26 protein-coding genes are annotated in these 26210 nt (G+C 73.4%); 18 read left to right on the forward strand and 8 right to left on the reverse strand.

Annotated elements, in window-relative coordinates; genetic code table 11:
* The first annotated feature begins 27 nt into the window (after positions 1-27).
* The 4 genes from ACFYYW_RS21960 to ACFYYW_RS21975 all read left to right on the forward strand — a co-directional run bounded on the left by ACFYYW_RS21960 (position 28) and on the right by ACFYYW_RS21975 (position 4269).
* Entirely contained in the window at positions 28-930 is a 903-nt protein-coding gene (locus tag ACFYYW_RS21960; protein ID WP_387650917.1) for a helix-turn-helix transcriptional regulator, read from the forward strand.
* Positions 923-1351: a type II toxin-antitoxin system PemK/MazF family toxin gene (locus ACFYYW_RS21965; RefSeq protein ID WP_387650918.1), complete on the forward strand. Its 429-nt coding sequence runs from the start codon at positions 923-925 to the stop codon at positions 1349-1351. Before ACFYYW_RS21960 ends, ACFYYW_RS21965 begins: the two co-directional genes overlap by 8 nt.
* 312 nt (positions 1352-1663) lie before the next feature.
* On the forward strand, positions 1664-3076 hold the full coding sequence (locus tag ACFYYW_RS21970) for an NAD(P)/FAD-dependent oxidoreductase (protein WP_387650920.1): 1413 nt from the start codon (positions 1664-1666) through the stop codon (positions 3074-3076).
* 464 nt (positions 3077-3540) lie between these two features.
* The gene (locus tag ACFYYW_RS21975) at positions 3541-4269 is read left to right on the forward strand and encodes a DUF3152 domain-containing protein (RefSeq protein ID WP_352325355.1); all 729 of its coding nucleotides are present in this window, start codon (positions 3541-3543) and stop codon (positions 4267-4269) included.
* 149 nt (positions 4270-4418) lie between these two features.
* Here ACFYYW_RS21975 and ACFYYW_RS21980 read toward each other — a convergent pair whose 3' ends face one another.
* Entirely contained in the window at positions 4419-5117 is a 699-nt protein-coding gene (locus ACFYYW_RS21980; RefSeq protein ID WP_387650922.1) for a TetR/AcrR family transcriptional regulator, read from the reverse strand.
* Between the two features lie 105 nt (positions 5118-5222).
* On the opposite strand from ACFYYW_RS21980, the gene ACFYYW_RS21985 reads away from it, so the two are divergent.
* From ACFYYW_RS21985 to ACFYYW_RS21995, 3 genes are all read left to right on the forward strand, one after another.
* Complete coding sequence (locus tag ACFYYW_RS21985; RefSeq protein WP_387650924.1) at positions 5223-6011, forward strand: SDR family NAD(P)-dependent oxidoreductase; 789 nt, start codon at positions 5223-5225, stop codon at positions 6009-6011.
* Positions 6012-6098: 87 nt separating this feature from the next.
* On the forward strand, positions 6099-7220 hold the full coding sequence (locus tag ACFYYW_RS21990; protein ID WP_387650926.1) for an MBL fold metallo-hydrolase: 1122 nt from the start codon (positions 6099-6101) through the stop codon (positions 7218-7220).
* A gap of 181 nt (positions 7221-7401) precedes the next feature.
* Positions 7402-8328 (forward strand): pirin family protein, encoded by a 927-nt coding sequence (locus tag ACFYYW_RS21995; RefSeq protein ID WP_387650928.1) that lies wholly within the window; start codon positions 7402-7404, stop codon positions 8326-8328.
* Here the strand turns inward: ACFYYW_RS21995 and ACFYYW_RS22000 are convergent.
* Complete coding sequence (locus tag ACFYYW_RS22000; protein ID WP_387650930.1) at positions 8325-9341, reverse strand: coiled-coil domain-containing protein; 1017 nt, start codon at positions 9339-9341, stop codon at positions 8325-8327. The two genes, ACFYYW_RS21995 and ACFYYW_RS22000, sit on opposite strands and share 4 nt — an antisense overlap.
* A gap of 111 nt (positions 9342-9452) precedes the next feature.
* Positions 9453-11180 carry a protein kinase gene (locus tag ACFYYW_RS22005; protein ID WP_387650931.1) on the reverse strand — a complete coding sequence of 576 codons (1728 nt, stop codon included), beginning with the start codon at positions 11178-11180 and terminating at the stop codon, positions 9453-9455.
* Positions 11181-11315: 135 nt separating this feature from the next.
* Here ACFYYW_RS22005 and ACFYYW_RS22010 point away from each other — a divergent pair, with 135 nt between their 5' ends.
* Positions 11316-11954: a GNAT family N-acetyltransferase gene (locus ACFYYW_RS22010; RefSeq protein ID WP_387650933.1), complete on the forward strand. Its 639-nt coding sequence runs from the start codon at positions 11316-11318 to the stop codon at positions 11952-11954.
* A gap of 282 nt (positions 11955-12236) precedes the next feature.
* Here ACFYYW_RS22010 and ACFYYW_RS22015 read toward each other — a convergent pair whose 3' ends face one another.
* The 4 genes from ACFYYW_RS22015 to ACFYYW_RS22030 form a co-directional block, all read right to left on the reverse strand.
* Positions 12237-13319, reverse strand: coding sequence for an NAD(P)-binding domain-containing protein (locus ACFYYW_RS22015; RefSeq protein ID WP_387650935.1), 1083 nt, complete (start codon positions 13317-13319; stop codon positions 12237-12239).
* A 229-nt stretch (positions 13320-13548) separates the two neighbouring features.
* The gene (locus tag ACFYYW_RS22020) at positions 13549-14436 is read right to left on the reverse strand and encodes a phosphotransferase enzyme family protein (protein ID WP_387650937.1); all 888 of its coding nucleotides are present in this window, start codon (positions 14434-14436) and stop codon (positions 13549-13551) included.
* Positions 14437-14624: 188 nt separating this feature from the next.
* On the reverse strand, positions 14625-15380 hold the full coding sequence (locus ACFYYW_RS22025; protein WP_387650939.1) for a hypothetical protein: 756 nt from the start codon (positions 15378-15380) through the stop codon (positions 14625-14627).
* A 2-nt stretch (positions 15381-15382) separates the two neighbouring features.
* Positions 15383-16150, reverse strand: coding sequence for a hypothetical protein (locus tag ACFYYW_RS22030; RefSeq protein WP_352325342.1), 768 nt, complete (start codon positions 16148-16150; stop codon positions 15383-15385).
* Between the two features lie 270 nt (positions 16151-16420).
* On the opposite strand from ACFYYW_RS22030, the gene ACFYYW_RS22035 reads away from it, so the two are divergent.
* Positions 16421-16771 carry a hypothetical protein gene (locus ACFYYW_RS22035; protein ID WP_352325341.1) on the forward strand — a complete coding sequence of 117 codons (351 nt, stop codon included), beginning with the start codon at positions 16421-16423 and terminating at the stop codon, positions 16769-16771.
* A 134-nt stretch (positions 16772-16905) separates the two neighbouring features.
* Here the strand turns inward: ACFYYW_RS22035 and ACFYYW_RS22040 are convergent, their stop codons facing one another.
* Positions 16906-17457: an Lrp/AsnC family transcriptional regulator gene (locus tag ACFYYW_RS22040; protein WP_357987270.1), complete on the reverse strand. Its 552-nt coding sequence runs from the start codon at positions 17455-17457 to the stop codon at positions 16906-16908.
* Between ACFYYW_RS22040 and ACFYYW_RS22045 the strand changes: the two genes are divergently transcribed.
* The 9 genes from ACFYYW_RS22045 to ACFYYW_RS22085 all read left to right on the forward strand — a co-directional run bounded on the left by ACFYYW_RS22045 (position 17458) and on the right by ACFYYW_RS22085 (position 26194).
* Positions 17458-17586, forward strand: coding sequence for a hypothetical protein (locus ACFYYW_RS22045; protein WP_352325338.1), 129 nt, complete (start codon positions 17458-17460; stop codon positions 17584-17586).
* 63 nt (positions 17587-17649) lie between these two features.
* Positions 17650-19230, forward strand: coding sequence for an ABC transporter substrate-binding protein (locus ACFYYW_RS22050; RefSeq protein ID WP_387650941.1), 1581 nt, complete (start codon positions 17650-17652; stop codon positions 19228-19230).
* Positions 19231-19242: 12 nt separating this feature from the next.
* Complete coding sequence (locus ACFYYW_RS22055) at positions 19243-20358, forward strand: ABC transporter permease (RefSeq protein WP_387650943.1); 1116 nt, start codon at positions 19243-19245, stop codon at positions 20356-20358.
* Positions 20355-21215 carry an ABC transporter permease gene (locus ACFYYW_RS22060; RefSeq protein WP_352328927.1) on the forward strand — a complete coding sequence of 287 codons (861 nt, stop codon included), beginning with the start codon at positions 20355-20357 and terminating at the stop codon, positions 21213-21215. Before ACFYYW_RS22055 ends, ACFYYW_RS22060 begins: the two co-directional genes overlap by 4 nt.
* Positions 21212-22006, forward strand: a complete 795-nt coding sequence (locus ACFYYW_RS22065) for an ABC transporter ATP-binding protein (RefSeq protein WP_387650945.1) — start codon at positions 21212-21214, stop codon at positions 22004-22006. Before ACFYYW_RS22060 ends, ACFYYW_RS22065 begins: the two co-directional genes overlap by 4 nt.
* The gene (locus ACFYYW_RS22070; protein ID WP_387650947.1) at positions 22006-22908 is read left to right on the forward strand and encodes an ABC transporter ATP-binding protein; all 903 of its coding nucleotides are present in this window, start codon (positions 22006-22008) and stop codon (positions 22906-22908) included. The genes ACFYYW_RS22065 and ACFYYW_RS22070 overlap by 1 nt, the downstream gene beginning before the upstream one ends.
* Entirely contained in the window at positions 22905-23945 is a 1041-nt protein-coding gene (locus ACFYYW_RS22075; protein ID WP_387650949.1) for a M24 family metallopeptidase, read from the forward strand. The genes ACFYYW_RS22070 and ACFYYW_RS22075 overlap by 4 nt, the downstream gene beginning before the upstream one ends.
* A gap of 46 nt (positions 23946-23991) precedes the next feature.
* Positions 23992-25569 carry a Na+/H+ antiporter gene (locus ACFYYW_RS22080; RefSeq protein ID WP_387650950.1) on the forward strand — a complete coding sequence of 526 codons (1578 nt, stop codon included), beginning with the start codon at positions 23992-23994 and terminating at the stop codon, positions 25567-25569.
* Positions 25570-25639: 70 nt separating this feature from the next.
* Entirely contained in the window at positions 25640-26194 is a 555-nt protein-coding gene (locus tag ACFYYW_RS22085) for an acyclic terpene utilization AtuA family protein (RefSeq protein WP_387650952.1), read from the forward strand.
* The last annotated feature ends 16 nt before the right edge of the window (positions 26195-26210 follow it).

Genomic DNA, 26210 nt, shown 5'->3' on the forward strand with positions numbered 1-26210 from the left:
TCGGTGGTGGGGCGTAGCGTTCGGCGGGTGCGATCCTCCAAGCTGCTGGCCCGTGGGAAGGGCTTCACCCTCGACCTGGTGACCTGCGTCGACGACCACCGCGGCTGGTCGCGGCCCGAGGTGGGCCGGGCCCACCGCATGGTGCTGGTCCACCGTGGCGCGTTCCGCCGCATGACCGACGGCCGCCAGGCCGCCGTCGACTCGACGATGGCCTACCTCGGCGCGCCCGGCGAGGAGGAACGCTTCGCGCACCCGGCGGGCGGCGACGTCTGCACCTCCCTGTCCCTGTCCCCCTCCCTCTGGCGCACACTCGCCGGCGACACCACCCGCCTCGCCCGCTCGACGGTCTACGTCGACGCCCGCTTCGAGCTCGCGCACCGCCGCCTGCTGGCCGCCGCCCGCGCGGGAGACCCCGACTTCGCCCTGGTCGAATCCCTGCTGTCGCTGACCGGCGCCACCCTCACCCAGCTGGCCGGGCCCGCCACCCCGGCCGCCGCAGAAGGGGCGGCCGGAGCGCGCCGGCCTGCCCCGTCCCCCGTCCGCTCCACCGCGGCCATCGCCGACGCCGCCCGCGAGGCGATCTCGGCCGACCATCCGGCGGCCGCCGGGCTGTTGCCGCTGGCGGAGTTCCTGGCCGTCTCCCCCTACCGGCTCAGCAGGGCCTTCACCCGCGAGCTGGGCGTCTCGCTGACCCACTACCGCAACCGGGTGCGGGTGAGCCGGGCGCTCGACCGGCTGGAGAACGGCGAGACCGGCCTGGCCGCGCTCGCCGCCGACCTCGGCTTCGCCGACCAGGCCCACCTGACCCGTACGATCCGCCGCCACGTCGGCCACACCCCGGCGGTCCTACGCCGCCTGCTGGCCTCCTCCGCTCCCCACGGACGGGTGGATTTCGGGTCGCCTGCCACCGTAAGCTCCCCCAATGCATGATGCAGGTGAGGACCCCCGGCCCGCCCGGGGCGTCGTACGCGAGGTCCACTCGCTCAACGGTCCCGTCACTCTGGCCTACTCCCCCGACCTCGACGGCCTGGCCGATCCCGGAGAGATCGTGTGGGCGTGGGTGCCGTACGAGGAGGATCCGTCGCGGGGCAAGGACCGGCCGCTGCTGATCGTGGGCCGTACCGGGCGCAGGCTTCTCGGCATGATGTTGTCGAGCAAGGGCGACGACGGCTCCGACTGGCTGGAGATCGGCGCGTGGGGTCGCGACGGGCGGGTGTCGTACCTGCGGCTCGACCGGGTCTTCGTCCTGGACGAGGACGACATCCGCCGCGAGGGCGCGGTTCTCGACGGCGACCGGTTCGCGCGGGTGGCCTCCGTCCTCATGCAGACGCACGGGTGGGGCGTGGGCTGACCCACGTACGGCCGCGCCCGTGCCGTCCCACGCCCGCACCGATCCTCCCCGCACCGCCCCTGCCCGCGCCCGCAGTGGCGGCGGTCCCGTCACGAGAGCGGGCGGTCCTGTAGCAGCGGGCGGTCCCGTCACCAGAGCAGGCGGTCCTGTAGCGGTGGGTGGTGCCGTTGCGGTGGGTCGTCCCGTTACGGCGGGTGGTCCGTTACGGCGGGTGGGCCCGTAGCTCCCGGGATGGGCGTGAGGGAGTATCCGGATGGTAAGCGCACGATCCGGTCATCGTCCGAGATCGCCCGCGCCTGCGATCATGGGTGCATGCGTGTTGTGGTGATCGGCAGCGGGATCGTCGGGGCGAGCGCGGCCTACTACCTGAGCGGCCGCGGCGTGGCCGTGACCGTGGTGGACAGCGGCTCCCAGGGCCAGGCGACCCAGGCGGGCGCGGGCATCGTGTGCCCCTGGGTGGACCATCCGGAGGACGACTCCTGGTACCGGCTGACCAGCGAGGGCGCCCGCCACTACCCGAGGCTGGTCGAGGCCCTGGGCGAGGACATCGGCTACGCCAAGGTCGGCGCCCTGCTGGTGGCGGAGGACCCGGTCGACCTCGAACCGGTGCGGGCCCTGCTGCGCCGCCGCTACGCCGACGCGCCCGAGATGGGCGAGGTCACCGACGTGCTGACGCCGTCCGACCTGTTCCCGCCGCTGTCCGACGACCTCAGCGCGCTCCTCGTGCCGGGCGCCGCCCGGGTGGACGGCAGCGCCGTGCGCGACGCGCTGCTGCGGGCCGCCGTCGCCCGGGGCGCCGAGGTGCTGCACGGCAGCGCCGTCCTCACCCCTGACGGGCAGGTGCGCCTGCACGCCGCCGACGAGGACATCCCGGCGGGGAGCGGGCCGCAGTGGGCCCAGCCGGGGCCGGGAGCCGGCGCGGTGAGCGGCCGGACGACCTCCTGGCGCCAGGCCGCTCCCCTCGCGCCGGACTACCCGCCGTCCGCCACCGGCGACCTGACCGAGAGCCCCCTTGAGGCGTCCGCCGAGGGACCGGTCGGCGCAGCGGGCGACGCCCCCTTCGGCGGCCCTCCGGACGGCTCCCCCGAGGGACCGGCCCCGGTCCCCGCGCCCGTCCCGCCCGTGGAGCCGGACGTGCCCGTCCCACCGGCCGAACCCGTCGCCCCTTCCGTGGCCGAACGCGTGCCCGCCGGCGAAGGCGTGCCGCTGGAGGCGGACGTCGTGATCGTGGCGGCCGGGGCGTGGACGGGCGAGGTGTGCCGTCCGCTCGGGGTGGAACTGCCGGTGTTCCCCCGGCGCGGACAGATCCTGCACGCCACCCTCGACGGCGTGGACACCGCGTTCTGGCCGATCGTGCTGCCCAGGAGCGGGCCGTACCTGCTGGGGTTCCCCGGATCGCGGGTCGTGATCGGCGCGACCGTGGAGGACGTCGGGTTCGCGCCCCGGGTCACGATGGGTGGTCTCGAAGAGGTGATCGCGGCGGGGTTGCGGGTGGCGCCCGGCCTGTTCGGGGCGACGGTGTCGGAGACCAGGGTCGGCCTGCGGCCGGTCAACGCCCCCGGCCCAGCGCTCATCGGGCGGCTCACGCCGCGGGTGGTGGTGGCGACGGGGCTGAGCGCGTACGGGCTGACGGCGGGCCCGTTCACCGGCGAACTCGTCGCCAAGCTCGCCCTCGACGAACAACCCCCCATCGACCTCACCCCCTACGCACCCCGCACCGCCTGACCGACCGGCCTGGCCGGCGCGGGCCGCGCGCCGGCCAGGCCGGCCCGTGGAGTCCGGTGAGGCCCAACCGGACGAATGTCCCGCGCTGAAGGAAAGGCACCCATCGGCCGCCGCTCCAGAGCGTTCCAGCAGGACGACACCGCCCCCAAACGGCAGGCCGGCCCAGGAACGACAGCCGCCGGCGGAGCCATGCCGCATCCAGACTGCAGACCGAACCACGAGAAGAGCGGCCCAGCGAAACCACTCCCCACCCAAAGTGCAGGCACGCCTCACGACGAAGGCCAGCCGTACCGCGTCCAGACAGCAGGCTGAACCAGCTCAAAGGGCGGCCAGCGGCGGTCCTGCCGCGTCCGGCTGCTGGGCATTGGCGGCAAGTCGGCATTAGCGAGACCCCGGCCTGATCCAGGTTGTACTGCGCGGATATGGTGGATTTCTCCCCACCGTGATCTCGTGGGGAGGCCGCGTTGCCGCTGTTCGCGCTGCTGATCGTGCTGCTGCTGGCCGCCGGATGCGCCACCGCCCCGGAACCGGCGGAAGGCCCCCAGAGCCCCACAGAACGGGCCGCTCCCGCCGTCACCCCTCCGCCGCGCCCCTCGGTCCCCGCGCCGATCCCGCTCCCCGCCGCGCACGTCAAGGTCCCGTACGCCGCCTCCGGCTCGTACGCCGTGGTGCCCGGCGGCGCGCCCGCCCGGCCGGGAGAGGGCGAGGTGGTGCGGTACCTGGTGGAGGTCGAACGCGGCCTGCCGATCGACGGGACCGTGTTCGCGGCCGCCGTGCACCGGACCCTCAACGACCCGCGCGGCTGGGCCCGCTTCCAGCGCGTCGACCACGGCCCGGTACGGGTACGGGTGGCGCTGTCCAGCCCCGGGCTGACCGTCCGCCAGTGCCTGCCGTTGCGCACCGGCGGCACGTTGTCGTGCTGGAACGGGACGCGCTCGGTCATCAACGCGCTCCGCTGGGCCGACGGCGTCCCGCAGTACGAGGGTGACCTGGCCGCCTACCGCGACTACCTCATCAGCCACGAGGTCGGCCACAGCCTGGGACACGGCCACCGCGCCTGCCCCGGGCCGGGCCTGCCGGCTCCGGTGATGGTCCAGCAGTCGAAGTCGCTGGGCCGCTGCCGTCCGAACCCGTGGCCCCACCCGGAACGCCGCCCGGACGAGCGCCGCGACGCCCTGACCCGCAACCCCTGACAGAAGGCGGGACCCGCAAGCCCGAGAGCCGCGAACCTCCTACTCCGAAGGACTTGCGGAAGCGGGCGGAGGACTCACGGAGGCAGGCGCCGCAGAGAGAGAACTCGCGGAGGCAGACGCCCCAGACGGAGAACTCGCGGAGGCGGGCGCTACAGAGGAGAACTCCCAGCGGTGGGCGCCGCAGACGGAGAACTCCCAGCGGCAGGCGCCACAGAGGGAGAACTCGCAGGGGCGGGCGCCCCAGAGGGAGGGCTCGGCGCGGCAAGCGGAGTGGAGGGCAGGCCGGAGCCTGGGCCCACGCCGCGCAACAAGGTGTCCACCAGCCGGCCCGCCAGCGCCTCCGGCTCGCCGTCGCGGCTCTGCGCCGCCTCGTGGATCAGCGCGTAGTACACCCGCCGGGCCCACTCCGGCTCCACGTCCTCCCGCAGCACCCCGGCCGCCCGCGCCTGCTGGAACAACCGCTCACACCTCGCCTCGACCTCGGAGTGCACCCGGGCCACTTCGGCTCCCGCCGACGGCCCGCGGCTCATCGCGAACCCCCAGTCGATCTTCACTCGCAGCACGTTCGCCGTCACCTGGTAGAGCGCGACCAGCGGCGGTGCCTGCTCGGGACGGGCGGCGTCCACGGCGGCGGCGAACTGCCGGGTGGCCCATTCGGTCATCGCCTCCACCAGCGACTCCCGGGAGGCGAAGCGCCGGTGGACGGTCGTGCGCGCCACGCCGGCCGCCTCGGCGATCTGCTCCATGCTGGCCGCCGGGTTCCTGCTGAGCACCCGTTCGGCGGCCTCCAGGATCGCCTGGACGGTCCGCTCTGCGTCGGACCGCAGGGCCCGCGTAGTCCCACTCACACCTCAGAGGGTACAGCACAGTTCCCCTTCGAATCGAAGTTGCGTCATCAGTGTTGCAAGTTCTAGAGTCGTCGCATCACCGCTGATGCAAGAAGGGCGATTCACATGGACATGCGACTCACCGGCAAGACCGCCGTCGTCACCGGGGCGAGCAGGGGGCTGGGGCTGGCGATCGTCGAGGCGCTGACGGCTGAAGGCATGCGCGTCGTGGCCGCAGCCCGCACGATCTCCCCCGAGCTCGAGCGCACCGGCGCGATCACCGTGACCGCCGACCTGTCCACCGCGGCGGGCCCGGCCGAGCTGGTCGAACGCGCGCTGGCCGAGCTCGGCGAGATCGACCTCCTGGTCAACAACGTGGGCGGCGGCGACAGCGGCGAAGGGCAGGTCAACGGCTTCCTCGGCTTCGACGACGACGCCTGGCGCCAGTCGTACGACCTGAACTTCCTCAGCGCCGTGCGGGCCACCAGAGCCGCGATGCCCAGCCTGTTGCGGCGGGGCGGCACCGTGATCAACGTCTCGTCCAACGGCGCCCGCGTGCCGCACATGGGGCCGGTCGTGTACACCACCGCCAAGGCCGCGCTGACGGCGTTCGGCAAGGCCCTGGCCGAGGAGTTCGGCCCGCGTGGCGTGCGGGTCGCCACCGTCTCCCCCGGCGCCGCGCGCACCTCGCTGTGGGAGGCCCCCGACGGGTACGGCGCCGCCCTGGCGGCCTCGCTCGGCATGGAGCACGAGCAGTTGCTCGCGGGGCTGCCGTCGGCCACCGGAATGACGACCGGTAGGTTCGTCGAACCGGAAGAAGTCGCCTCCTTGGTGACGTACCTGGCCTCGCCGCACGCCGGGAGCGTGAACGGCGCCGACTACGTCATCGACGGCGGAGCGATCAAGACGGTATGAACTATCGCGATATATCGTAGAACGGGAACACCGGGGAATCCCGCCCGGTTGGGCGGGATGGACATCATCTCCAGGGGAGTGTGGGCAATGGCAGGAATGCGGACCGCACGGCGGATCCTCGCGGGCGGCGCGCTCGCCGCCGCGGCCGGGTGGGCGTTGCGCGGGATACCGGCCGAGCTGGGCGTGCGGCCTTTGACGTCGGGGCCGGACCGGGTGAGCAGGATGCGGCGCTCGCCGCAGTTCAGGGGCGACACGTTCGTCAACCCCATGTCCGAGCCGACCGCCTTGATGACCACGCCGCCGGTGGGCCTGCTGGCCGAGATGGCCAGGAACAAGGAGCAGCGGCATCCCGCCGGGCCCATCCCGCTGCGCCTGCCGCCGTCCGGCCCGCCGCCGGCCGACGGCCTGCGCGCGGTCTGGTACGGCCACGCCTCCACCCTGGTGGAGATCGAGGGCAAGCGGGTGCTGTTCGACCCGGTGTGGAGCAACCGGGTCTCGCCGTCCCAGCTCGTCGGCCCCAAGCGGCACCACCCCCTGCCGGTGGACATCGGCGACCTGCCGCAGGTGGACGCGATCGCGATCTCGCACGACCACTACGACCACCTCGACATGGCCACCGTGCGCTCGCTCACGCGCACCCAGAAGGCTCCGTTCCTGGTCCCGCTGGGCATCGGGGCGCACCTGGAACGATGGGGCGTGCCGCTGTACCGGATCATCGAGCTCGACTGGGACGAAGAGGCCGAGGTGGCGGGCCTGCGCTTCGTCGCCACCGCCGCCCGGCACTTCTCGGGGCGGGCCTTCACCAGGAACGACACCCTGTGGGGCTCGTGGGTGGTGGCCGGGGCGAACAAGCGGGTGTTCTACGCCGGCGACTCAGGATACTTCCAGGGCTACCGGGGCATCGGGGCCGCGCACGGGCCGTTCGACCTGACGCTGATGCCGATCGGCGCCTACAGCCCGGCCTGGCCCGACATCCACATGAACCCGGAGGAGGCCGTCAACGCCCACCTGGACCTCGGCGGCAAGCTGCTGCTGCCGGTCCACTGGGCGACGTTCACGCTGGCGCTGCACCCGTGGGCCGAGCCGGTGGACCGGCTGTGGCGGGAGGCGAAGGCGCGCGACGTCGAGATCGTGGTGCCCCGCCCGGGCGAGGGCGTCGACGTAACCGCCGCCCCGTCCGTGGACGGCTGGTGGGAGACCCTGGGATAACCGTCCCATCCGTAGACGGCCGGTCGGAGGCCCCGGGACAGCCACCACGTCCATGGACAGCCGGCCGAAGACCCCGCGACAGCCACCACGTCCATGGACGGCCGATCGGAAAACCCCGGACAGCCATCACGTCCGGGAGACGCCGGGTGTGGGGGGCCGTACGGCCCCCTACAGTCGTGGGGTGAGCAACATGGAACGTGACCCCAGCGAACTCCGCTGCGCCGCCGACGGCGGCGACCGGAGCGAGGTGCTGACCGGACGCGAGGTGCCGCTGGGCGGCCCGCGCGCGATGCGGGTGAGCAGAACGCTGCCCGGCGTGCACCGGCGGATGATCGGCGCCTGGTGCTTCGTCGACGCCTACGGCCCGGAGCCGGCGCTGATGCGCGTGCCGCCCCACCCGCACACCGGCCTGCAGACGGTGACCTGGCTGGTGGCGGGCGAGGTGCTCCACCGCGACAGCGTCGGCAGCCTGAGCACGGTGCGTCCCGGCCGGCTCAACCTGATGACGGCCGGGCGCGGCATCTCCCACTCGGAGGAGTCGCCCGGCACGACGCTGCATGGCGTGCAGCTCTGGGTGGCCCTGCCGGAGGCCCACCGGCGCACGGCCCCCGCCTTCGAGCACCATGCCACCCTGCCCGTGTTGTCCGGCCCGGGCTTCGACGCCACCGTGATCATGGGCACGCTCGGCGGCGTGACCTCCCCCGCCACCACCTACACTCCGCTGGTGGGCGCCGAGGTGACGGTCAACGGCACCGGCGAGGTGCCGATCGACCCCGCCTTCGAGCACGGGCTGCTGCTGCTCGACGGCGAGGTCGAGCAGGCCGTGCCGGGGGCGCTGCGCTACCTGCCGCCGGGCGCCGGCACGTTGCCGCTGTCGGGCCGCGGGCGGGTGCTGCTGATCGGCGGCGAGCCGTTCGGCGAGGAGATCGTCATGTGGTGGAACTTCGTGGGGCGCTCCCACGAGGAGATCGCCGCCTTCCGCAAGGAGTGGGCGGAGGGCGAGGGCTTCGGCGCGGTCGAGGGCTTCGACGGCGAACCGCTGCCCGCCCCGGCGCTGCCCTCCATCCGCCTGAAGCCGCGCGGACGGGTACGCCCGGAGACGCGCTAGTAGACCGAGATGTGCGGATGGTCGAAGTGGTTGGCCGTCGTGCCGCCGCGGTTCGACATCGTCCGCCAGGTACCCGTTCTGGCGTGCCAGATGCGCTGGCGGTAGATGATGTACATGATCCCGAGGCGCCGGGAGTTCTTGATGGCCCACTCGGCGATCTCGTAGCCGCGCTTGACCTCGGCCGCCGACGGCATCGCGCCGCCGTGGCTGAGCATGAAGTCGCAGGCGCGGCCGAGCGGGTGCTCGCCGCCGTCCTGGATCGTCCGGTAGCAGCCGATCCCGTACGGCACCACGAACCGCTCCTTGATCAGCGTCTTGACCAGGCGCATGCGGGGGGTGATGTTCTCGGAGCCGTCCGGGAGCTGCGGCACCCACGTGCCGTCCGGACGCCGCACGCCCGGGGCCGTGTAGAGCTTGTCGATCCGGTCCCTGATCTTCACGATCAGCTTCTCGGCCTTCTTCTTGCGCCCCTCCAGGTCGGCCACCGCGGTGCCGAGCTCCTCGGCGCGGGCGGCGGCCTCCTGCTCGGCCTTGAGGCGTTCGTCTCTGACCTTGGCGTAGCCGCGCAGCCGGGCGTCCTGGACGTCGATCAGGTGGCGGCTCAGCGCCAGGCGGCTCAGCAGCGCGTCCGGGTTCTGGCTGCCGGTGAACAGGGCGATCTGGTTGGGTTCGCCGCCGATGTACTGGGCCACGGCCAGCGTCCTGAGCTGGAGGGACTCCCGGTCGTAGACCTCCTGGGCGGCGGCCAGCCGCTCGCGCGCGCTCTTCTCCGTCTTCTCGGCCTGCTGCTGGGCGCGGCGGCTGTTGTAGTACTCCTCGATGAGCCGGTCCGACTCCTTGCTCAGCGCGGCCAGCTCCTTCTTGAGCTGCTTCACCGAGGGTTTGGGAGCCGCGCGCCCGGCCGAGGCGTTGCCCGCCGTCATCGGCGGCCCGGCGACCGTGGCGACCATGGCGACGAGTACGGCGAGCACGGCCCGCGCCACGTGGCCCACAGCGGAGGGGGCGACCGCCACTGTCCTCCTTAGCCTGAGCCGCAGGGCAGGTTCCGGTCAGGAGCTAATCAGAGTCCGGGACGCCCTCTTTCCGACGCTGATAGTAGGGGATCAAGCCTCATTCCCCGCAACTCATGACTTTTCCTGACTACGTGATTTTCGTGCGCGTCTGACCGCGATACGGCCTCCGAGCAGGGCAGATCCGGGCACCACGAGCATGCCGAGCAGGCTGGAGCCCAGGCCGACGTCGAGGTCGGCGTCCAGCAGCCCGCCCCCGCCGCGGCCGAGCAGCGAGCCGCCGAGCGACAACCCGACCGAGACCGACAGGAGCGGTTCGTGGCCCTTGGCGGGCGGCTTGGCGGAGGGCTCCGGGGCGGGGGCGCTCGTGGCGGGCGGTCTGGGAACCGGGCCGCCGGTGGCGGACTGCCGGGTGGACGTCGGCGACGGCCGCGTGGACGGCGCCCCCGAAGGCGGCTCCGACTTCGGGGGCACAGAAGGCGGCCCGGACCTGGGCGGCCCCGACTCCGACGGCCCGTTGGTCGGCCTCGGCGGGCGGCTGCTGGGGGCCCTCGTGACGGGCGGCGCCGGAGGCGCGGACGACGCGGGCCCCGCGGTCGGCACGCCGGGCACCGTCGGCACGGTCGCCGCGGTCGGATCTCCGCTGGGCCCGGCCGTGGCCGTCGAGGACGGCGGGACCGTCCCTGACTCGCTCGGCCCGGGCAGCTCCGGATCGGGTGAGACGGGCGGCGTCGTGAACGAGCTCTCCGTGGACTCCGGCGGCATCGCGATGCCGCTGCCGGGCGAGGGCGAGCCGCTCCAGATCACGAACGTCGACGCCACCGCCGCCGCCGTCGCCAGCACCAGCCCGCCGGTCACCGCCAGCTTGGCCGGCGGTCCCAACGAGCTGCGCACCACGCTGGTGCCCGTGGCGACGCCGTTCTCCGCACCGCTCCTCCCGATGATCCCGCCGCCGAGGCCCTCGCCCATCCCTCCGCCGGTCCCGGCCGACGGCAGCAACGCGGCGAACGGCATCGCCAGCACGGCCAGGCCGGACCGCCCGCGCAGCTCCCATCCCGCGCCGTACGTCCCGCGTGCCACCTCCTCCAGCTCGGCCAGGAACGCCTCGGCCGAGGCCGGCCGGTGGGCGGGGTCCTTGGCCAGGCCGTGCTCGACGAGCCCGCGCAGGCGTCCGTCCACATGCTCCAGCGGGGGCGGCATGTGCTGATGCTGGAAGGCCAGGGCGGCCAGGTTCGCGGCGGTGAACGGGCGGCGGCCGGTGAGGCATTCGTAGAACACCAGGGCGGCGGCGTACACGTCGCAGGCCGGGCCGGCGGGGGCGTCCTCCCACTGCTCGGGGGACATGTAGGCGGGGGTGCCGGCCAGGGCGCCGGTCTCGCCGAACCGGGTCGCGACGCCGAAGTCGACCAGCTTGCTGTCGCCGTCCGGGGTGACGATGACGTTCTCGGGCTTGAAGTCGCGGTGGGCCACCCCGCGCCGGTGCGCCTCGGCGAGGCCGAGCAGGGCCCCCTTCAGCAGGGTGAGCGCGGCCTCCACGCCGGTGCCGCCCTCGGCGGCGATCAGGCGGCGCAGCGTGACGCCGTCGACCAGTTCCATCACGATCGCGGACGTGCCCCCGGCCTCGACGTAGTCCAGCAGGCGGGCGGTATGGGGGCTGTCGATCTCGCTGATGACCCGTGCCTCGGCGCGGAAGCGGGCGGCGAACTCGCCGTCGGCGCGCAGAGACTCGGACAGGTGCTTGATCGCGACCGGTAAGCCGTCGGAGTCACGGACGGCGAGCATGACGCGGCCGGTTCCTCCGTGACCGAGTTCCCGGATCTCCGTGTAACCGGGAACAGCCATGTGGGGCCTCCTGACCGGATAAAGATCCTTATGTCAGGACGCTAGCCGAAGGTAACAGGCCGTGTCGAGTCCCTTCGCTGGAGTAACCGACCCCCTGTCGCAATCGGTATTTTTCCTACTTCCTATAGTAGGTCCGTGGCTCTCACCGATCATCTGCGCGAATGGCTCGGGGCCTGGCCGCCCACGGGAAACCTCGACGTCACGGGCTCGCCGCTGCGTACGCTGCCCGCCTGGGACGGTCGCGTGCACCCGGCCGTCGGCGTCGGCACCCCGGAGGGGGCGGTGTTGTCGGTGCCGCCCGAGCACGTCGCCCGGGTACGAGCCGCGCGGACGCTCCGGGAGATCCCCGGGCTGATCGGATATGAGGATCGCGGCTGGTTCGACGCCGTCTTTCGGTGGACCACCGACCCCGCGCCCCTGCCCGACGCCGGCGAGTGGGTCCCGGCGACGGACGAGGCCGTCCCCGGATGGCTGCACGTGTTCGGCGGCGAGGTGCTGGTGGCCGTGGACCCCGAGACCGGCGAGCACCTGGCCGGGGTGGGCATCAAGCGGCACGACCGGTTCGGCCGGGAGCTGTCGGTGGTGACCGCGCCCGAGGCCCGGGGGCGCGGCCTGGCCAGACGGCTGGTGGCGCAGGCGGCGCGGCGGGTGCTGGACGAGGGCGCGGTGCCGACGTACATGCACGCGGTCAGCAACACCGCCTCGGCCGCCGTCGCCAAGGCGGCGGGCTTCCCCGACCTCGGCTGGACCGCCTTCGGCGTCGCCGAGAACTGACCCACCGCGCCAAGCTGCGCGAAGTCCGGGCAAACCAGCGCAAAGTCAGGCGGCGCACAGCACCGAACACGCAAGTCAGGCTCTGAGAAGGGTCGGTCATGGGCGAGCCCAGGGGAAGGGTCAGGCAGCCGGAACCCGCCAGGCCTTGGGATGGGCCGGGCATGGATCGCGCCGCGGGAAGAGCCAGACGCGAAGGTCAAGCGGCCAGGACAACCGGGCGCCAGATCAGGCCCCGAAATGGATCAGGCATGGGTCGCGCCGCGCAAACGGCCGGGCGCGAAGTCAGGCAGCCGGGAGGGCTGGGCGTGGGGTCAGGAGGGTGCGGATGTTGCGGGCGGCGGTGCGGCCCGCGCGGTTGGCGCCGACCGTGCTGGCCGAAGGCCCGTAGCCGACGAGTTGCAGCCGCGGCTCCCGGACGACCCGCGTCCCGTCCACCTTGATGCCGCCGCCCGGCTCCCGAAGGCGCAGCGGCGCGAGGTGGTCGAGCGCCGACCGGAAGCCGGTGGCCCACACGACGACGTCCGCCGCGGTCTGCCGCCCGTCCGCCCACTCCACGCCGTACGGGGTGAGGCGGCGGAACATCGGCAGCCGCTCCAGCGCCCCCTTGGCCATCGCCTCCCGCACGACGACGCTGTAGCCGAGCCCGGTGACGCTGACCACGCTCTGCGGCGGCAACCCGGCCCGCACCCGCGCCTCCACCAGGGCGACGGCCTCGCGCCGGGCGTCCTCGCCGAAGTCGTCGCCCCTGAAGACAGGCGGACGCCGGGTGACCCAGACGGTGCCGGCGGCGACCCCGGCGACCTCCGACAACACGTGCATCGCCGACGCCCCGCCCCCGACCACGACCACCCGCCGACCGGCGAACGCCGCCGGCCCGCGATAACCCGCGTAGTGAAGCTGCTCGCCCAGGAAGTCGCCGGCGCCCGGGTAGTACGGCCAGTACGGACGGGTCCAGGTGCCGGTCGCGTTGACCACGGCCCTGGCCGCCCACTCCCCCGTGTCCGCCGCCACGACCAGCCGCCCGTCCTCACCCTCCCGGACGGCCGTCACCTTGACCGGCCGCAGGACCTCCAGGCCCACTCGCCGCTCGTAGTCTCCGTAGTACTCCGGGACGACCTCCGCCGCCGGCCGGTCACCGGCCGCCACCACCCCGTCCGACACGCCGGGCAGGTCGAAGATCCCGTGCACCTTGTCCATGGTCAGCGACGGCGACCGGTGCCGCCACGCGCCCCCGGGCCCCGCGGCCGCGTCGAGCACGGTCGTCCCGATCCCGAATCGCCGCAGGAAGTACGCGCTGGACAGCCCCGCCTGCCCGGCCCCGATCACCACAACCTCGGTCGTCTCCACGGTCGAGTGCAACCCCACGCACCCGCCCGCTCTTCCCACCCGGCCGTCCCAGCAGCGGCACCCAGCCGACCCGCAGCAGCGCCCGGCCGGTCCTGTGGCGCCACCCACCCCTTCCGGCAGCGACGCCCAGCCGGTCCGCCGGCGATACCTGGCCGGTCCAGTGGCGACACACGGCCCCTCAGGCAGCGACGCCGGGGCCGTTCCTGCAAACGACGCCCGGCCGGTCCGGCGGCGACACCCCACCGGATCAGGCGGGTGGCGGCTCCGTCAGCGCCGTGGCGAACAGAGCGCGGTGGCGCAGGATGTGCTCGCGGTCGGCGCCGTACAACACATCGTCGCCGCGGGCGATGTGCGTGGCGAAGGCCTGGTCCCCCGCCGCCGCGCGCTCGTGCATGTGCCGTACGAGGTGCGCCAGCCGATCGGCGGCGGTGGCGGGCAGCGCCGAACGGTCACCTTCGGCCAGGCCGTAGGCGTCGGCGAACAGTCGCAGCCTGCGTGCCTGCTCCTGCACCGGGTCGGCCCCGTCGTGGCGGGGATCGCTCAGCGGGACGAACCGGTACGCGGCGTAGGCGACGTCCCACACACGCGGCCCCGGGTGGGCCGTGTCGAAGTCGATCAGGGCCACCGGCCGCCCGTCGCGGAACACGCAGTTGTACGGCGCTACGTCCCCATGGCAGATGACCTCGGCGGGTTCGCGCGGCGGGAAGTACCAGGCGGCCCCGGTGGTGGACCGGAAGCCCTCGGTGGCGTCGTGATAGCGGCGCAGCAGTCGAGCGACGTCGCCGAGGGCCTGGTCGGAACGGGCGTAGGCGGGCAACGGATCACCGGGCACCTCGCCGGGGACGAAGTCGAGCACCTCCCGGCCCTGAGCGTCGATCCCGTGCCCGGCCGGCGCGCCCGTGAAGCCGCGGGCGGCCAGGTGGGCGAGCAGCGCGTGCACGGCCGGCGTCCAGGGGCCGATCGGCCGCCGCACGGTGGCACCGATCCGCACCACCAGGTTGACACCGCCACCGGCCAGCAACTCCTCGGCACACCCACCCCCGCTGAGCGAGCCTTCGCCGGGACGGCCGCCCCCGGCGACCCGCTCCCCGTCAGGGCCGCCACCTGTCAGCAGTTTCTCGTCACCCTCGGACACGCCCGCCATCCTCGCATCCCGGCGCGCACCGGCCACCGCCGTCGAGCCCGGACCCGCCGAGAGGGAGACGTCAGCGGGGCCTGAACGCGACCGCGGTCGTGGAGGCGACCGCCGTCGAGCCCGGACCCCGCCATCAGGCCGCGCACCGGCCACCGCCGTCGAGCCCCGACCCCGCCGGGAGGGAGGCGTCAGCGGGGTCTGAAGGCGACGGCGGTCGTGGAGGCGATCGCTGTCACCAGGACCACCATGACCAGGACCGTGCCGAGTGGGTTCTTGCGCCGGAGCGGCGCCTGGACCTGCTTGACCCGCTTGCGCACCGCGACCCTCGGGGTGGGCTTGGGCGTCGGCGTGACTTCCTGGACGGGCACCCGCACCGGAGGCGCCACGCGCACCGGCCGGGGCGTCGGATGGTGCACCGGCCTCGGCGTGGGCGGCGGCGGAGTGGGCGGAGGCGTGGGGCGCGGTGTCGGCCGTGGCGACGAGCGAGGCGGCGGAGGCGGGGACGGCGGCGGGGACGGGCGGACGTCGCAGTCGCCCACCTCGACGCTGCCGCTCGGCCCGTACACGCACACCGAGCCGGGACCGATCGACACGCGCGGCGCGGGGACGCCGGTTCGCGGCGCCCGCCCGCCGGGCCGGATCGCCTCCGAAGTCGGCGCCGGCGCCCGCGGCTCAGGGTCGTCCCAGATCTGCGCGCCCGGCACCGACACGCGCGGCCCCGGACCGTCCTCCCGGATCTGCGCGCCCGGCACCGACACCACCGGCCCGGTACGGCCGTCGTGCCCCCGCCCGCCGTGGATCGTGATCCCCGGGCTCGGGAGCTGCGACGGACGTACGCGCACGGTGCCGGAGGCCGGGGATTGCAGGTCGGCCGCCGCCGGGCCGGCCGCGCTCGCGGCGAGCAGAGCGGCGGCCAGCAGCAGCGGCGCGCGCCTGACGCCCACGGTCACATTCCCCCGGCGATGCGGGAGAACTCCTGCAGCGCGCCCTGGAACGCCTGGGGCCCGACCGCCAGCGGCCCGGCGAAGGCGTGGGAGATGTCCCAGGTCAGATAGGTGCCGAAGCCGAGCATCGCGGCCATCGCGAGCAGCGGCAGGACCGCGAGGCCGCGTGGCCGCGCGCCGGCCAGGTAGGGGAAGACGACGACCAGCAGGCCGGTGAGCACGGTCAGGAACAGCAGCCCCTGGGGCGGGGTGGCGGCGGCGTCCATCGAGCGCTGGGAACGGGCGGCGGCGATCGCGGCGACGCGTTCGAGCACGGCGTCGCGGGCGTCCTTGTCGTCGTCGGTCTTGGCGGCGACGGCGCTCACCCGGCTGCGCATGGCGTCGAGCCGGGCGGCGCCGACCGGGTCCATCCGGCCCTCGGCCATCAGCGGCCACTCGTCTCTGACCACGAAGGTGACGTAGTCGCGCAGCGCGGTGCGGACCGTCTGCTGAGCGGTGCCGGGCAGGTCGGCCGCGGCCCAGTAGGCGTCGATCGCGGCCTGGCTCTCGGCCTGGGCGTTCTGGCGGGCGGCGTCGGCCGTGGTCCACGGCACGATGATCGCGATCGCGAACACCAGCAGGAACAGGGCCGACAACATCGACCCGGCGTGACCGGCCGAGACCCCGTCGGGCTCGGCATCCTCGCTGCCCTTCTTCGTGAGCCGGAACACCAGCGCGGTGAGCGCCACCACGCCCACGGCCGCCACGATCGAGAGCGTGTACGCCCACATGAAGATCTCCCAAATCTTCTCGAATACACAGTGTTACATGACTATCACACTATGCAACGCTGGTGTCAGCTACCGGCAGGTAAAGTCGCGGCAAGCGTGTCGGCCGCAGAGAGGTCGGCGGAGGACACAGCCGGGGGCGGCCCAGGGAGGTCGAGAACCTGCTCGCGCAGGGGTCCGGGGCGGCGCCGCCGCTGGACGGATCGTTGATCATGACCGGGTGTTCTGACCAAACGTCCAGCCGGTCGGTGATGATCCAGAAAAATGGTGACTATGGACGGCGTGAATCTCAACGGCCGTAAATTCGTGATGGTGAGCTCGACGGCGAGTGCGGTGGACCCCGACAGCCCGACGGAGTTCCAGTACTGGGAGGCCGACGGCGTGGTCTGGGGCAGCTACACGGGCGACACCGTGACCCACGGCCGCTTCGTCGGGACGCGCGACGGCGCCGACGTCTCCATCTCCTACGCCCACGCGCTCAAGGCGGGCGGCAAGGCGGGCGGCCAGAGCAGCAGCCGCGTCGAGCAGGGTGAGGACGGGCTGCTGCGGCTGGTCGAGGAGTTCCGGTTCGACGGCGACGACACGCTGCACGTCAGCGTGTGCGCCGAGGTCCCGGCCTCCTGACCGGCCCTTCGACGGGAAGCCGTAAGGCCGGGGGCCGATCGGCCGGAAGCGGACGACGCACCGCCCACCCGGCCACCCGGCCGCCCCGCCACCCTGCGCCGAGGCGGCCGGCCCTTCTTGCGGCAGGGCGGTGGCTAGCCGTCCTTGCGGAGGGCGGCGCGTCCCTCGGCCGCGCCGACGAAGCGCATCTTGCCGAGCGGCACGTCCCCTTGCGTCTCCTGGGGCGTGCGGCGCGCGGGACGGGAGGCGTCCCGGTCGGACGGCAGCACGTACGGCCGCCTGAGCACTTCGTCCAGGATGAACACGGTTTCGGTGGCCTTGACCGCCGGGATGTTGGCCAGGCGGTCGGTCACCATGGTGTGCACGGCGGCCACGTCCGAGACCCGTACCTGGATCATGGCGTCGTGCTGGCCGGTGGTGATCGCGCAGTACTCGACCTCGGGCATCCGGGCCAGTTCGGCCCTGAACTGCTTCCACATCTGCTGGCGCACGGTCACGAAGATCAGCGCGGTGATGCCGAGCCCGGCGCGCACGTGGTCGATCTCCGCGGTGAAGCGCTTGATCGCGCCGTCGGCGCGCAGCGCCTCGAAGCGCGTGTAGGCGTTCGCGCGGGAGATGCCCACCCGTTCGGCCAGCGCGGCGACCGAGATCCTGCCGTTCTCGCGCAGGACCTCAAGGATCTTCATGTGGACGTCGTCCAGCTCGAGACCGATGCCGATCCGTCCAGGCTGACCGCTGCCGCTGGCACCATTTCTGGAAATATCACTCATCATTACACCTCGACCATTTATATCCGTCTCGCGGACCGCACATGACCTGGACGTTCTGCCGGACAATCCTCGACATCCTTCTCCCGAACGTCCAATTTGGAGGACCCCATGGCGACCCGCTCGCAGACGGCGGCAGTGCTGCTCGCCGGTGCGCTCGCCCTCGCCGCCTGCGGAAGCGGCGGCACCTCGCAGACCCCGGCGGCCTCCGGTGGCGGTGGGAAGACGCTCGTCATCGACACGTCGTTCGACCTCAAGACGGCCGACCCCGGCCGCACCTACGAGCCGACCGGGCTCATCGTCGGCAAGGCCGTCTACGAGACGCTGCTGACCTTCGACGGTTCCGACGTGACCAAGCCGGTCCCGGCGCTGGCCGAGTCCTACGAGCTGAGCGAGGACGGCAAGACGCTGACGCTCAAGCTCAAGAAGGGCCCCACCTTCGCCGACGGCTCGCCGATCACCGCCGACGACGTGGTGTTCTCGCTCAACCGCGTGCGTGACATGAAGGGCACCCCGTCGTTCCTGCTGGACGGCGTCGAGGTGGCCAAGACCGACGACTCGACGATCACGCTGACGTCGAAGGCGCCGAACCCGGCGCTGCCCTACATCCTGCCGAACCCGGCGCTGGGCATCCTCAACAGCAAGGTCGCCAAGGAGCACGGCGCGACGGCCGACGCCCAGGACAAGGCCGAGCAGTACCTGAACGCCTCCTCGGCGGGGTCCGGCCCGTACACGATCGAGTCGTTCAACGTGAGCAGCCAGGTCACGCTCAAGGCGAACCCCAAGTACTACGGCACCAAGCCGGCCTACGACAAGGTCGTCATCCGCAACGTCGAGGCCGCGACGCAGAAGCTCAACGTGCAGCGCGGTGACAGCCAGGTGGCGCTGAACCTGTCCGGTGACCAGGTCACCAACATGCCCTCCACCCTGCAGGTGAAGAAGACCGCCTCGGCGAACGTCATCTTCCTGCTGGCCAACCAGGACTCGGGCGTCAGCAAGACCACGCCGAACGCCAAGTTCGTCGAGGCCGTGCGCAAGGGCGTGGACTACGCGGGCCTGCTGGAGCTGGCCGGCGAGGGCTCGGCGCAGGCGCCGGGCGTGATCCCGTCGCAGCTGCTCGGCGCGCTGCCGCCGGAGCAGGCGCCCAAGCGGGACGTCGAGGGCGCCAAGGCGGCCCTGGCGGCCAGCGGCGTGTCGAACCCGACCGTCAAGCTGGAGTTCCCGAGCGAGCTGACCGTCAACGGCCTGTCGTTCCAGCCGCTGGCCGAGCGCATCCAGGCCAACCTCAAGGAGGTCGGCATCACGGTGGACCTCCAGCCCGCGCCGGTGACGACCGCGCTGGACAACTACCGCAACGGCAAGGAGGAGATGGGCCTGTGGTACTGGGGCCCGGACTACCCGGACCCGAGCGACTACCTGGCCTTCGCGCCCGGCAAGACCGTGGGCCTGCGGGCCGGCTGGAAGGAAGGCGCGGCCAAGGAGATCGAGGCCGCCGCTGACAAGGCCGCGACCGCGATCGGCGACGAGGCGCGCAAGACGGCCTACGCCGACCTGCAGACCAAGCTCAACACCTCCGGTCCGTTCGTGCCGCTGATCCAGCCGAGCCAGAACATCGTGTCGGCCGGGTCCGTGACGGGTCTGGAGTACCACCCGGTCTGGACCGTGGACGTCGCCGACCTCGGCGCGAAGTAAGGAGACCGGCAGGTGTCCGACAACCTGGGCGCGGCGGGCTCACCGCCGCGCCCCGGCGCCGGCTCCCCGGTCGAGGCGGCCGCCGCGGGCACGCGGCGGCGGGGGGTGCACCCGCTGGCGCGCTTCCTCATCCGGCGCATCCTCATCGCCGTGCTGCTGGCCTGGGGCATCACGCTCGTCACGTTCCTGCTGACGAACCTGGTGCCCGGCGACCCCGTGGCCGCCAACCTGGGCCAGCGGGCGCTGGGCGACCCGGCCATCGTGGCGCAGTGGCGGTCCGAGCACGGCCTGGACAAGCCGCTGTGGCAGCAGTACGCGATCTATCTGCAGGGCCTGGTCCAGGGTGACCTGGGCATGAGCCAGCAGAGCCACCGCCCGGTCAGCCAGGACCTGGCCGAGTTCGTCCCGGCGACGCTGGAGCTGGCGGGCGCGGCGATCCTGATCTCGCTGGTGCTGGGCGTGGCCTTCGGCGTGGTCGCCGCGCTGCGCAGGGACCGGCTGTCCGACCACGTGCTGCGGCTGGTCAGCCTGGTCGGCATCTCGGTGCCGACGTTCTGGCTGGCGCTGGTGGCGTTCTACGTGTTCTTCTTCCGGTTGCAGATCACGCCGGGCAGCGGCCGCGTGGACGCGGCGCTCGGCTCGGCGCCGGCGGTGACCGGGCTGCAGACGGTCGACGCGCTGCTGGCGGGCCGGTGGGACATCTTCACCTCCGCCGTCGGCCATCTGATCACGCCCGCGCTGGTGCTGGCGCTGTACACGATCGGCCTGCTGACCCGTTTCACCCGTTCCGCGGTGCTGGAGGTGCTGGGCCAGGACTACGTCCGGGCGGCCCGCGCCAAGGGGCTGCCGGGCCGGGTGATCCTGTTCAGGTACGTGCTGCGTTCGGCGCTGGTCCCGATCATCACCGTGGCCGGTCTGGCCTTCGGCAGCCTGCTGTCCGGCACCGTCCTGGTCGAGGCGATCTTCGCCTGGCCCGGCGTCGGCCAGTACGCCTACAAGAGCGCCACCAGCCTCGACCTGCCCGCCGTGATGGGCGTCGGCCTGGTCGTGGGCGTGGTCTACCTGGTCATCAACCTGATCGTGGACGTGCTGTACGGCGTCATCGATCCCCGAGTGAGGCTGCAATGAGAGGCAAGGGGCTGCTGGGCAGGCTGCCCGAGGCGTGGCGGCAGCCGCTGGCCGTCGCGGGCGCCGTCCTGGCCGTGGCCTGGCTGGTGATCGCGCTGGCCGCGCCGTGGCTGGCGCCGCACGACCCGCTGGCCCAGGACCTGCCGCGGCTGGCGCCCCCGGGGCCCGGCCACTGGTTCGGCACCGACCAGCTCGGACGCGACATCCTGAGCCGCGTCATGTACGGCGCGCGGGTGTCGATCCCGCTGACGTTGCTGCTGGTCGTGCTGTCGGTGCTGGTCGGCGGCCTGCTGGGGGCGTGCGCCGGGTACTTCGGCAAGTGGGTCGGCGAGACGATCATGCGGATCGCGGACCTGGTGTTCGCGTTCCCGACGGTGATCCTGGCCATGGTGGTGGCCGCGGCGCTGGGCGCGAGCCTGGGCAACGCGGTGCTGGCCGTGCTGGTGGTGGCCTGGCCCGCCTACGCCCGCGTCACCCGCGGGCTGGTGCTGGGCGTGCGCGAGCGGGAGTTCGTGCTGAGCGGGCGGCTGCTGGGCTTCTCGGTGTGGCGCTCGCTGCGGGTGGACGTGCTGCCGAACGTGACCGGCCCGATCCTGGTGCTGGCCACGCTCGACATCGGCACGGCGCTGCTGCTGCTGTCCGGCCTGTCGTTCCTGGGCCTGGGCGCCAAGCCGCCGTCCCCCGAGTGGGGCGCGATGGTGGCCTCCGGCGTGGAGGTCTTCGACAGCTGGTGGGTGGCGACGTTCCCCGGCCTGGCGATCCTGACCGTGGTGCTGGCGTTCAACTTCCTCGGCGACACGCTGCGGGACGCGCTCGACCCGCGGACGGCCCGCGCGATCAAGGAGCGTGCGTTGTGACGCTGGACATCACCGGCCTGAAGGTGTCGATCCACGGCAAGGAGATCCTGCGCGGCGTCGACCTGAAGCTGGCCGCCGGGCGCGTGCACGGCCTGGCCGGCGAGAGCGGGTCGGGCAAGACGATGACCGGCCTGGCCGTGCTGGGGCTGCTGCCGCACGGCGCGCGTGTCTCGGGCCGGATCGGGCTCGGCGAGCGGGACCTGCTCACGCTGCCGCCCAAGGAGCTCAACCAGGTGCGCGGCGGCGAGGTCGCCATGGTCTTCCAGGACCCGGCGACCAGCCTGCACCCGATGCTCACGATCGGCCGGCAGCTCACCGAGCACATGCGCCACCACCTGGGCCTGGGCAAGGCCGAGGCGAAGGCGCGGGCGGTCGAGCTGCTGGGCAAGGTGCGCATCCCGGGCGCCGAGGAGGCGTACGGGCGTTTCCCGCACCAGTTCTCCGGCGGCATGCGGCAGCGCATCGCGATCGCCGTCGCGCTGGCCTGCTCCCCCAAGGTGCTGATCGCCGACGAGCCGACCACGGCGCTGGACGTGACCGTGCAGGCGGGCGTGCTGCGGCTGCTGCGCGGGCTCTGCGACGAGCTGGGCCTGGCGGTCCTGCTGGTCACACACGACCTGGGCGTCATGTCGGCGGTCGCGGACGAGGTGAGCGTGATGAAGGAGGGCCTGGTCGTGGAGACCGGGCCGCGCGGGCGGGTGCTGCGCGACCCCGAGCACCCCTACACCCGCGCGCTGCTGGACTCGCTCCCTGATTCTGTGCCTGATTCTGCTCCGGACGTGGAGGGCTGATGCTGGACATCGAGGACCTGGTCGTCGAGCACCGCTCCCCCGGGCGTCCGGTGGTGCGGGCGGTGGCGGGGGCCAGCCTGACCGTACGGGCCGGCGAGGTCGTGGGCCTGGTCGGCGAGTCGGGGTGCGGCAAGTCCACCCTGGCGCGGGCGGTCTGCGGGCTGAACCCGGTCACCCACGGGTCGATCGCGTTCGAGGGGCAGCAGGTCACGCCGCTCGGCCTGCGGCGCAGGAAGCTCACGGGCATCCAGATGGTGTTCCAGGACCCGTACGCGTCGCTGAACCCGCGGCGCCGGGTGGGCGACCAGATCGCCGACGGCCTGCGCACCGCGGACGACACCCGTACCGACCCGGCCGACTTGCTGGAGCGGGTGGGCCTGCCGCGCGAGTTCGCCGGACGGCACCCCCACGAGTTCTCCGGCGGCCAGCGGCAGCGCATCGCGATCGCCAGGGCGCTGGCGGCACGGCCCCGGCTGCTCATCGGCGACGAGCCGATCTCCGCGCTGGACGCCTCCGCCCAGGCCCAGGTGGCCCGGCTGATGCGCGACCTCGCGGTGGACTCCGGGGCCGGGCTGCTGTTCATCAGCCACGACCTGTCGGTGGTGCGGCTGATCGCCGACCGGATCGCCGTCATGTACCTCGGCAAGATCGTCGAGGTGGGCGCGACGGCCGAGGTGTGGGACGACCCGAAACATCCGTACACCAGGGCGTTGCTGGGGGCCATCCCCAAGCCGGACGGCATGGGCGTGCTGCCCGCCGAGCTGGCCGGGGACGTGCCCGATCCGGCGAACCCGCCGGGCGGCTGCCGGTTCAACCCGCGCTGCCCGCTGGTGATGGAGGTGTGCCGCGAGAAGGAGCCGGACTTCGGGCCGGTCGCCTGCTGGCTGCACGAGCCGGCGTGAGCCGGAGCCACGCCGCGCGGGTGGCGGCCGTGCGGCGGGCGATGGCCCAGGAGGGCATCGACGTGCTGGTGTTGCGGCCCTCGCCCGACTTCCGGTTCCTGAGCGCCTCCCCCGGGGCCACCTCCCCTGAGGGCGTCCTGCCGGAGGACGGCTCGCCGGACGGCGGCGCCGGGCCGGGCGTGTTCCTCGTGGTGACGGCCGAGGCGATCGTCGAGACCCGCGACCCGGCGGGCCTGGTGCCCGCCTCCGCGCGCCGGGTGGGGGTGGACCCGGAGATGCGGGCGAGCGAGCTGTTCCGGCTGGCGATCGCCGCCGAGCTGGTGCCCGCCTCCGCGGTGCTGGCGCCGCTGCGGCTGCGCAAGGACCCCGCCGAGCTGGCGGCGCTCGGGCGGGCGGTTGCGGCGGCGGAGGCGGTGCTGGCGCAGGCGGCCGAGCTGGCCTGGTTCGGCGCGACCGAGCGGGCGATGGCGCGCCGGCTGCGGCTGCTGGCCCTGGAGTCGGGCTGCGAGGAGGTGATCTCGCTGCGCGTGTCGGCGGGCGAGCACACCGCGCGGCCCGAGCACGTGCCCGGCGGGCGGGTGATCAACCCGGGCGACGCGCTGCTGGTGTCGGTGTGCGGCCGCTGGGACGGCTACTGCGCCGAGGCGGGCCGGGTGTTCGCCGTCGCCGAGCCGCCGGAGGACTACGAGGCGATGTACTCGGTGGTGCTGGCCGCCCACCGCGCGGCGCTGGCGGCGCTGCGGCCGTCGGTCCCGTTCGCGGAGCTGGCCAGGACGGTGCACGAGGTCATCGACGCCAGCGGGTACGGCCGCTTCGCCGCCCCGCACGTGGGCCGCGGCGTGGGCCTGGGCCACGACGAGGGGCCGCGGGCCGGCGAGGACGCGGTGTTCGCCCCCGGGATGACGGTCTGCCTGGAACCGGCCATCTACGTGCCCGACCTGTTCGGCGCCCGGGTGGCCGACGTGGTGGCCTGCACGGCCGCCGAGCCGGTGCCGCTGGGCACGCGGCCGCACACCCTGCACGTCCTCGACCGCTGAGGCGGCCTGCGCTTACGCTGGGTGACGACGATCACCGGGGGGCGTCGTGGATCAGTTCGTGCTGCTCATGCTGGTGCTGCTGGGCGCGCTGGTCACGGTTCCGCTGGGTGAGCGGCTGGGGCTGCCCGCGCCGGTGCTGATGACGCTGCTGGGCATCCTGCTGGCGGTGCTGCCGTTCGTGCCGAACGTGGACATCCCGCCGGGCATCGTGCTGCCGCTGCTGCTGCCGCCGCTGTTGTACGCGGCGGTGCGGCGTACGTCCTGGCGGCAGTTCGCGGCGAACTGGCAGCCGATCTTCCTGCTCGCGGTGGCGCTGGTGTTCGTGACGACGGCGGCCGTGGCGGCCACGGCGCACGCGCTCGTCCCCGGCCTGCCGCTGGCGGCGGCGGTGGCGCTGGGCGCGCTGGTCGCGCCGCCCGACCCGGTGGCGGCCACGGCGGTGGCCGGGCGGCTGGGCCTGCCGCGGCGCATGGTGTCGCTGCTGGAGGGCGAGGGCCTGTTCAACGACGTGACCGCGATCGTGCTCTACCACGTGGCGGTCGCGGCGGTCGTCACCGGCGTGTTCTCCTGGCCGGGGGCGCTGGGCGAGTTCGCGTTGTCGGCCGGGGTGGCGGTGGCGGCGGGGTTCGCGCTGGGCTGGGCGGCCGGGAAGCTGATGGCGCTGCTGGGCGACGCGACGCTGCAGGTGGGCCTGTCGCTGGTGGTGCCGTTCGTGAGCTACGCGGTGGCCGACGAGCTGCGCGGGTCCGGCGTGCTGGCCGTGCTGACCACCGCCTTCTACCTCAGCGACCGCATGTGGGACGCCGACGACGTGTTCGGCAGGTTCGCCTCGTCCACGTTCTGGCAGGTGGTGGACACGCTGGTGACCGGGATCGCGTTCGGGCTGATCGGGCTGGAGCTGCACACGGTGTTCGGCACGGTCCACGGCCGGTTCGCCGAGGTGCTGTGGTGGAGCGCCGCCGTGGTGGCCGTCGTCGTGGTGGTGCGGCTGCTGTGGCTGCTGCCGGCCGCGTGGCTGGCCAAGAAGGGGCGGCGCGAGGACACCGAGGTGCCGATGAGCTGGCGCGAGACCGTCGTCATGTGGTGGGCGGGCATGCGCGGCGTGGCGTCCGTGGCGCTGGCGCTGGCCATCCCGCTGCGCATCCACGACGGGCGGCCGTTCCCGCAGCGGCCGGTGATCGTGTTCATCGCGTTCGCGGTCATCCTGGTGACGCTGGTGGTGCAGGGGCTGACGCTGCCGTGGCTGGTGGCGCGGCTCGGCGTCAAGGCCGACACGGCGGCCGAGCGCGACCTGGAGAAGCGCCTGGCGATCCGGGCCGCCCACGCGGCCAAGCGGCGGCTGCGGGAGATCGACGAGGCCGAGGACCTGCCCGAGGAGGTGGTCGAGCTGCTGGGCCGGCGCATGATGGACCTCGGGCTGCGGATCAGCCCCGAGGCCGCCGACGACGAGCGGCGCGAGGCGTTCGAGCAGCGGGCGCGGCGGGCCCGGCTGGTGCGGCGGGTGCAGGAGGAGATGATGTCGGCCGCCCGGCAGGCGGTGCTGGACGCCCGCCGCGACCCGCGGGCCGACCCCCAGGTGGTCTCCCGGGTGCTGCGCGCCCTCGACGCCCGGAGCATGCGCTGACCAGCCCCGATCCGTCCACCGAAGGGTTGACGGTGTGTGATCGGGGGCCGCAGAGGGTAGTCATTTCCATATGCTGCGGATCGGCACGCTGGGCGCCGCCCCGTCGGTCGGCGTCGTGGCCTGTGGCTGGCACGACAGCGGTCCGGGCCCCTGCGCCACCGGCATCAAGCTGATCTACACGCTCGGCGGCCCGCTGCCCGAGCTGCCCGGCCTGCGGATCGGGTCCGGGGCGCTCAGGGGCGCCGAACAGATCGCCGCCGCGCTGCTCCAGGGGCTCGACGTGGTGATCACCGAGCCCGCCTGCCCGGCCGCGCCCGTGGTGGCGGCCGGCATGTGGCACTACGGCTGGACCAGGCGCGACGTCTCCGCCCTCGCCGGGGCGACGGTCGCCGGTCTGGCGCTGGCCACGCAGCCGGGCGCGTGCGTGGCCGAGATCGGGCGCGACGGCACCAGCTCCATCGACGGGCAGATGCCGGCCGAGTCCGTACGGGCCCGCCTGGCGGCGGCGTTCTCCGGCGGCCGGTACCGCACGCCGGAGGTGACGGTGCCGCTGGAGGCGGTGCGGCTCAGCGAGGACACGCCGTGCCGGATCCGCATCGCCCGCACCCCCGGCATCGTCGTCTGAGGCTCCCGGGGGGCTG

It is taken from the genome of Nonomuraea sp. NPDC001831, assembly GCF_042892035.1.
Classification (GTDB): Bacteria; Actinomycetota; Actinomycetes; order Streptosporangiales; family Streptosporangiaceae; genus Nonomuraea.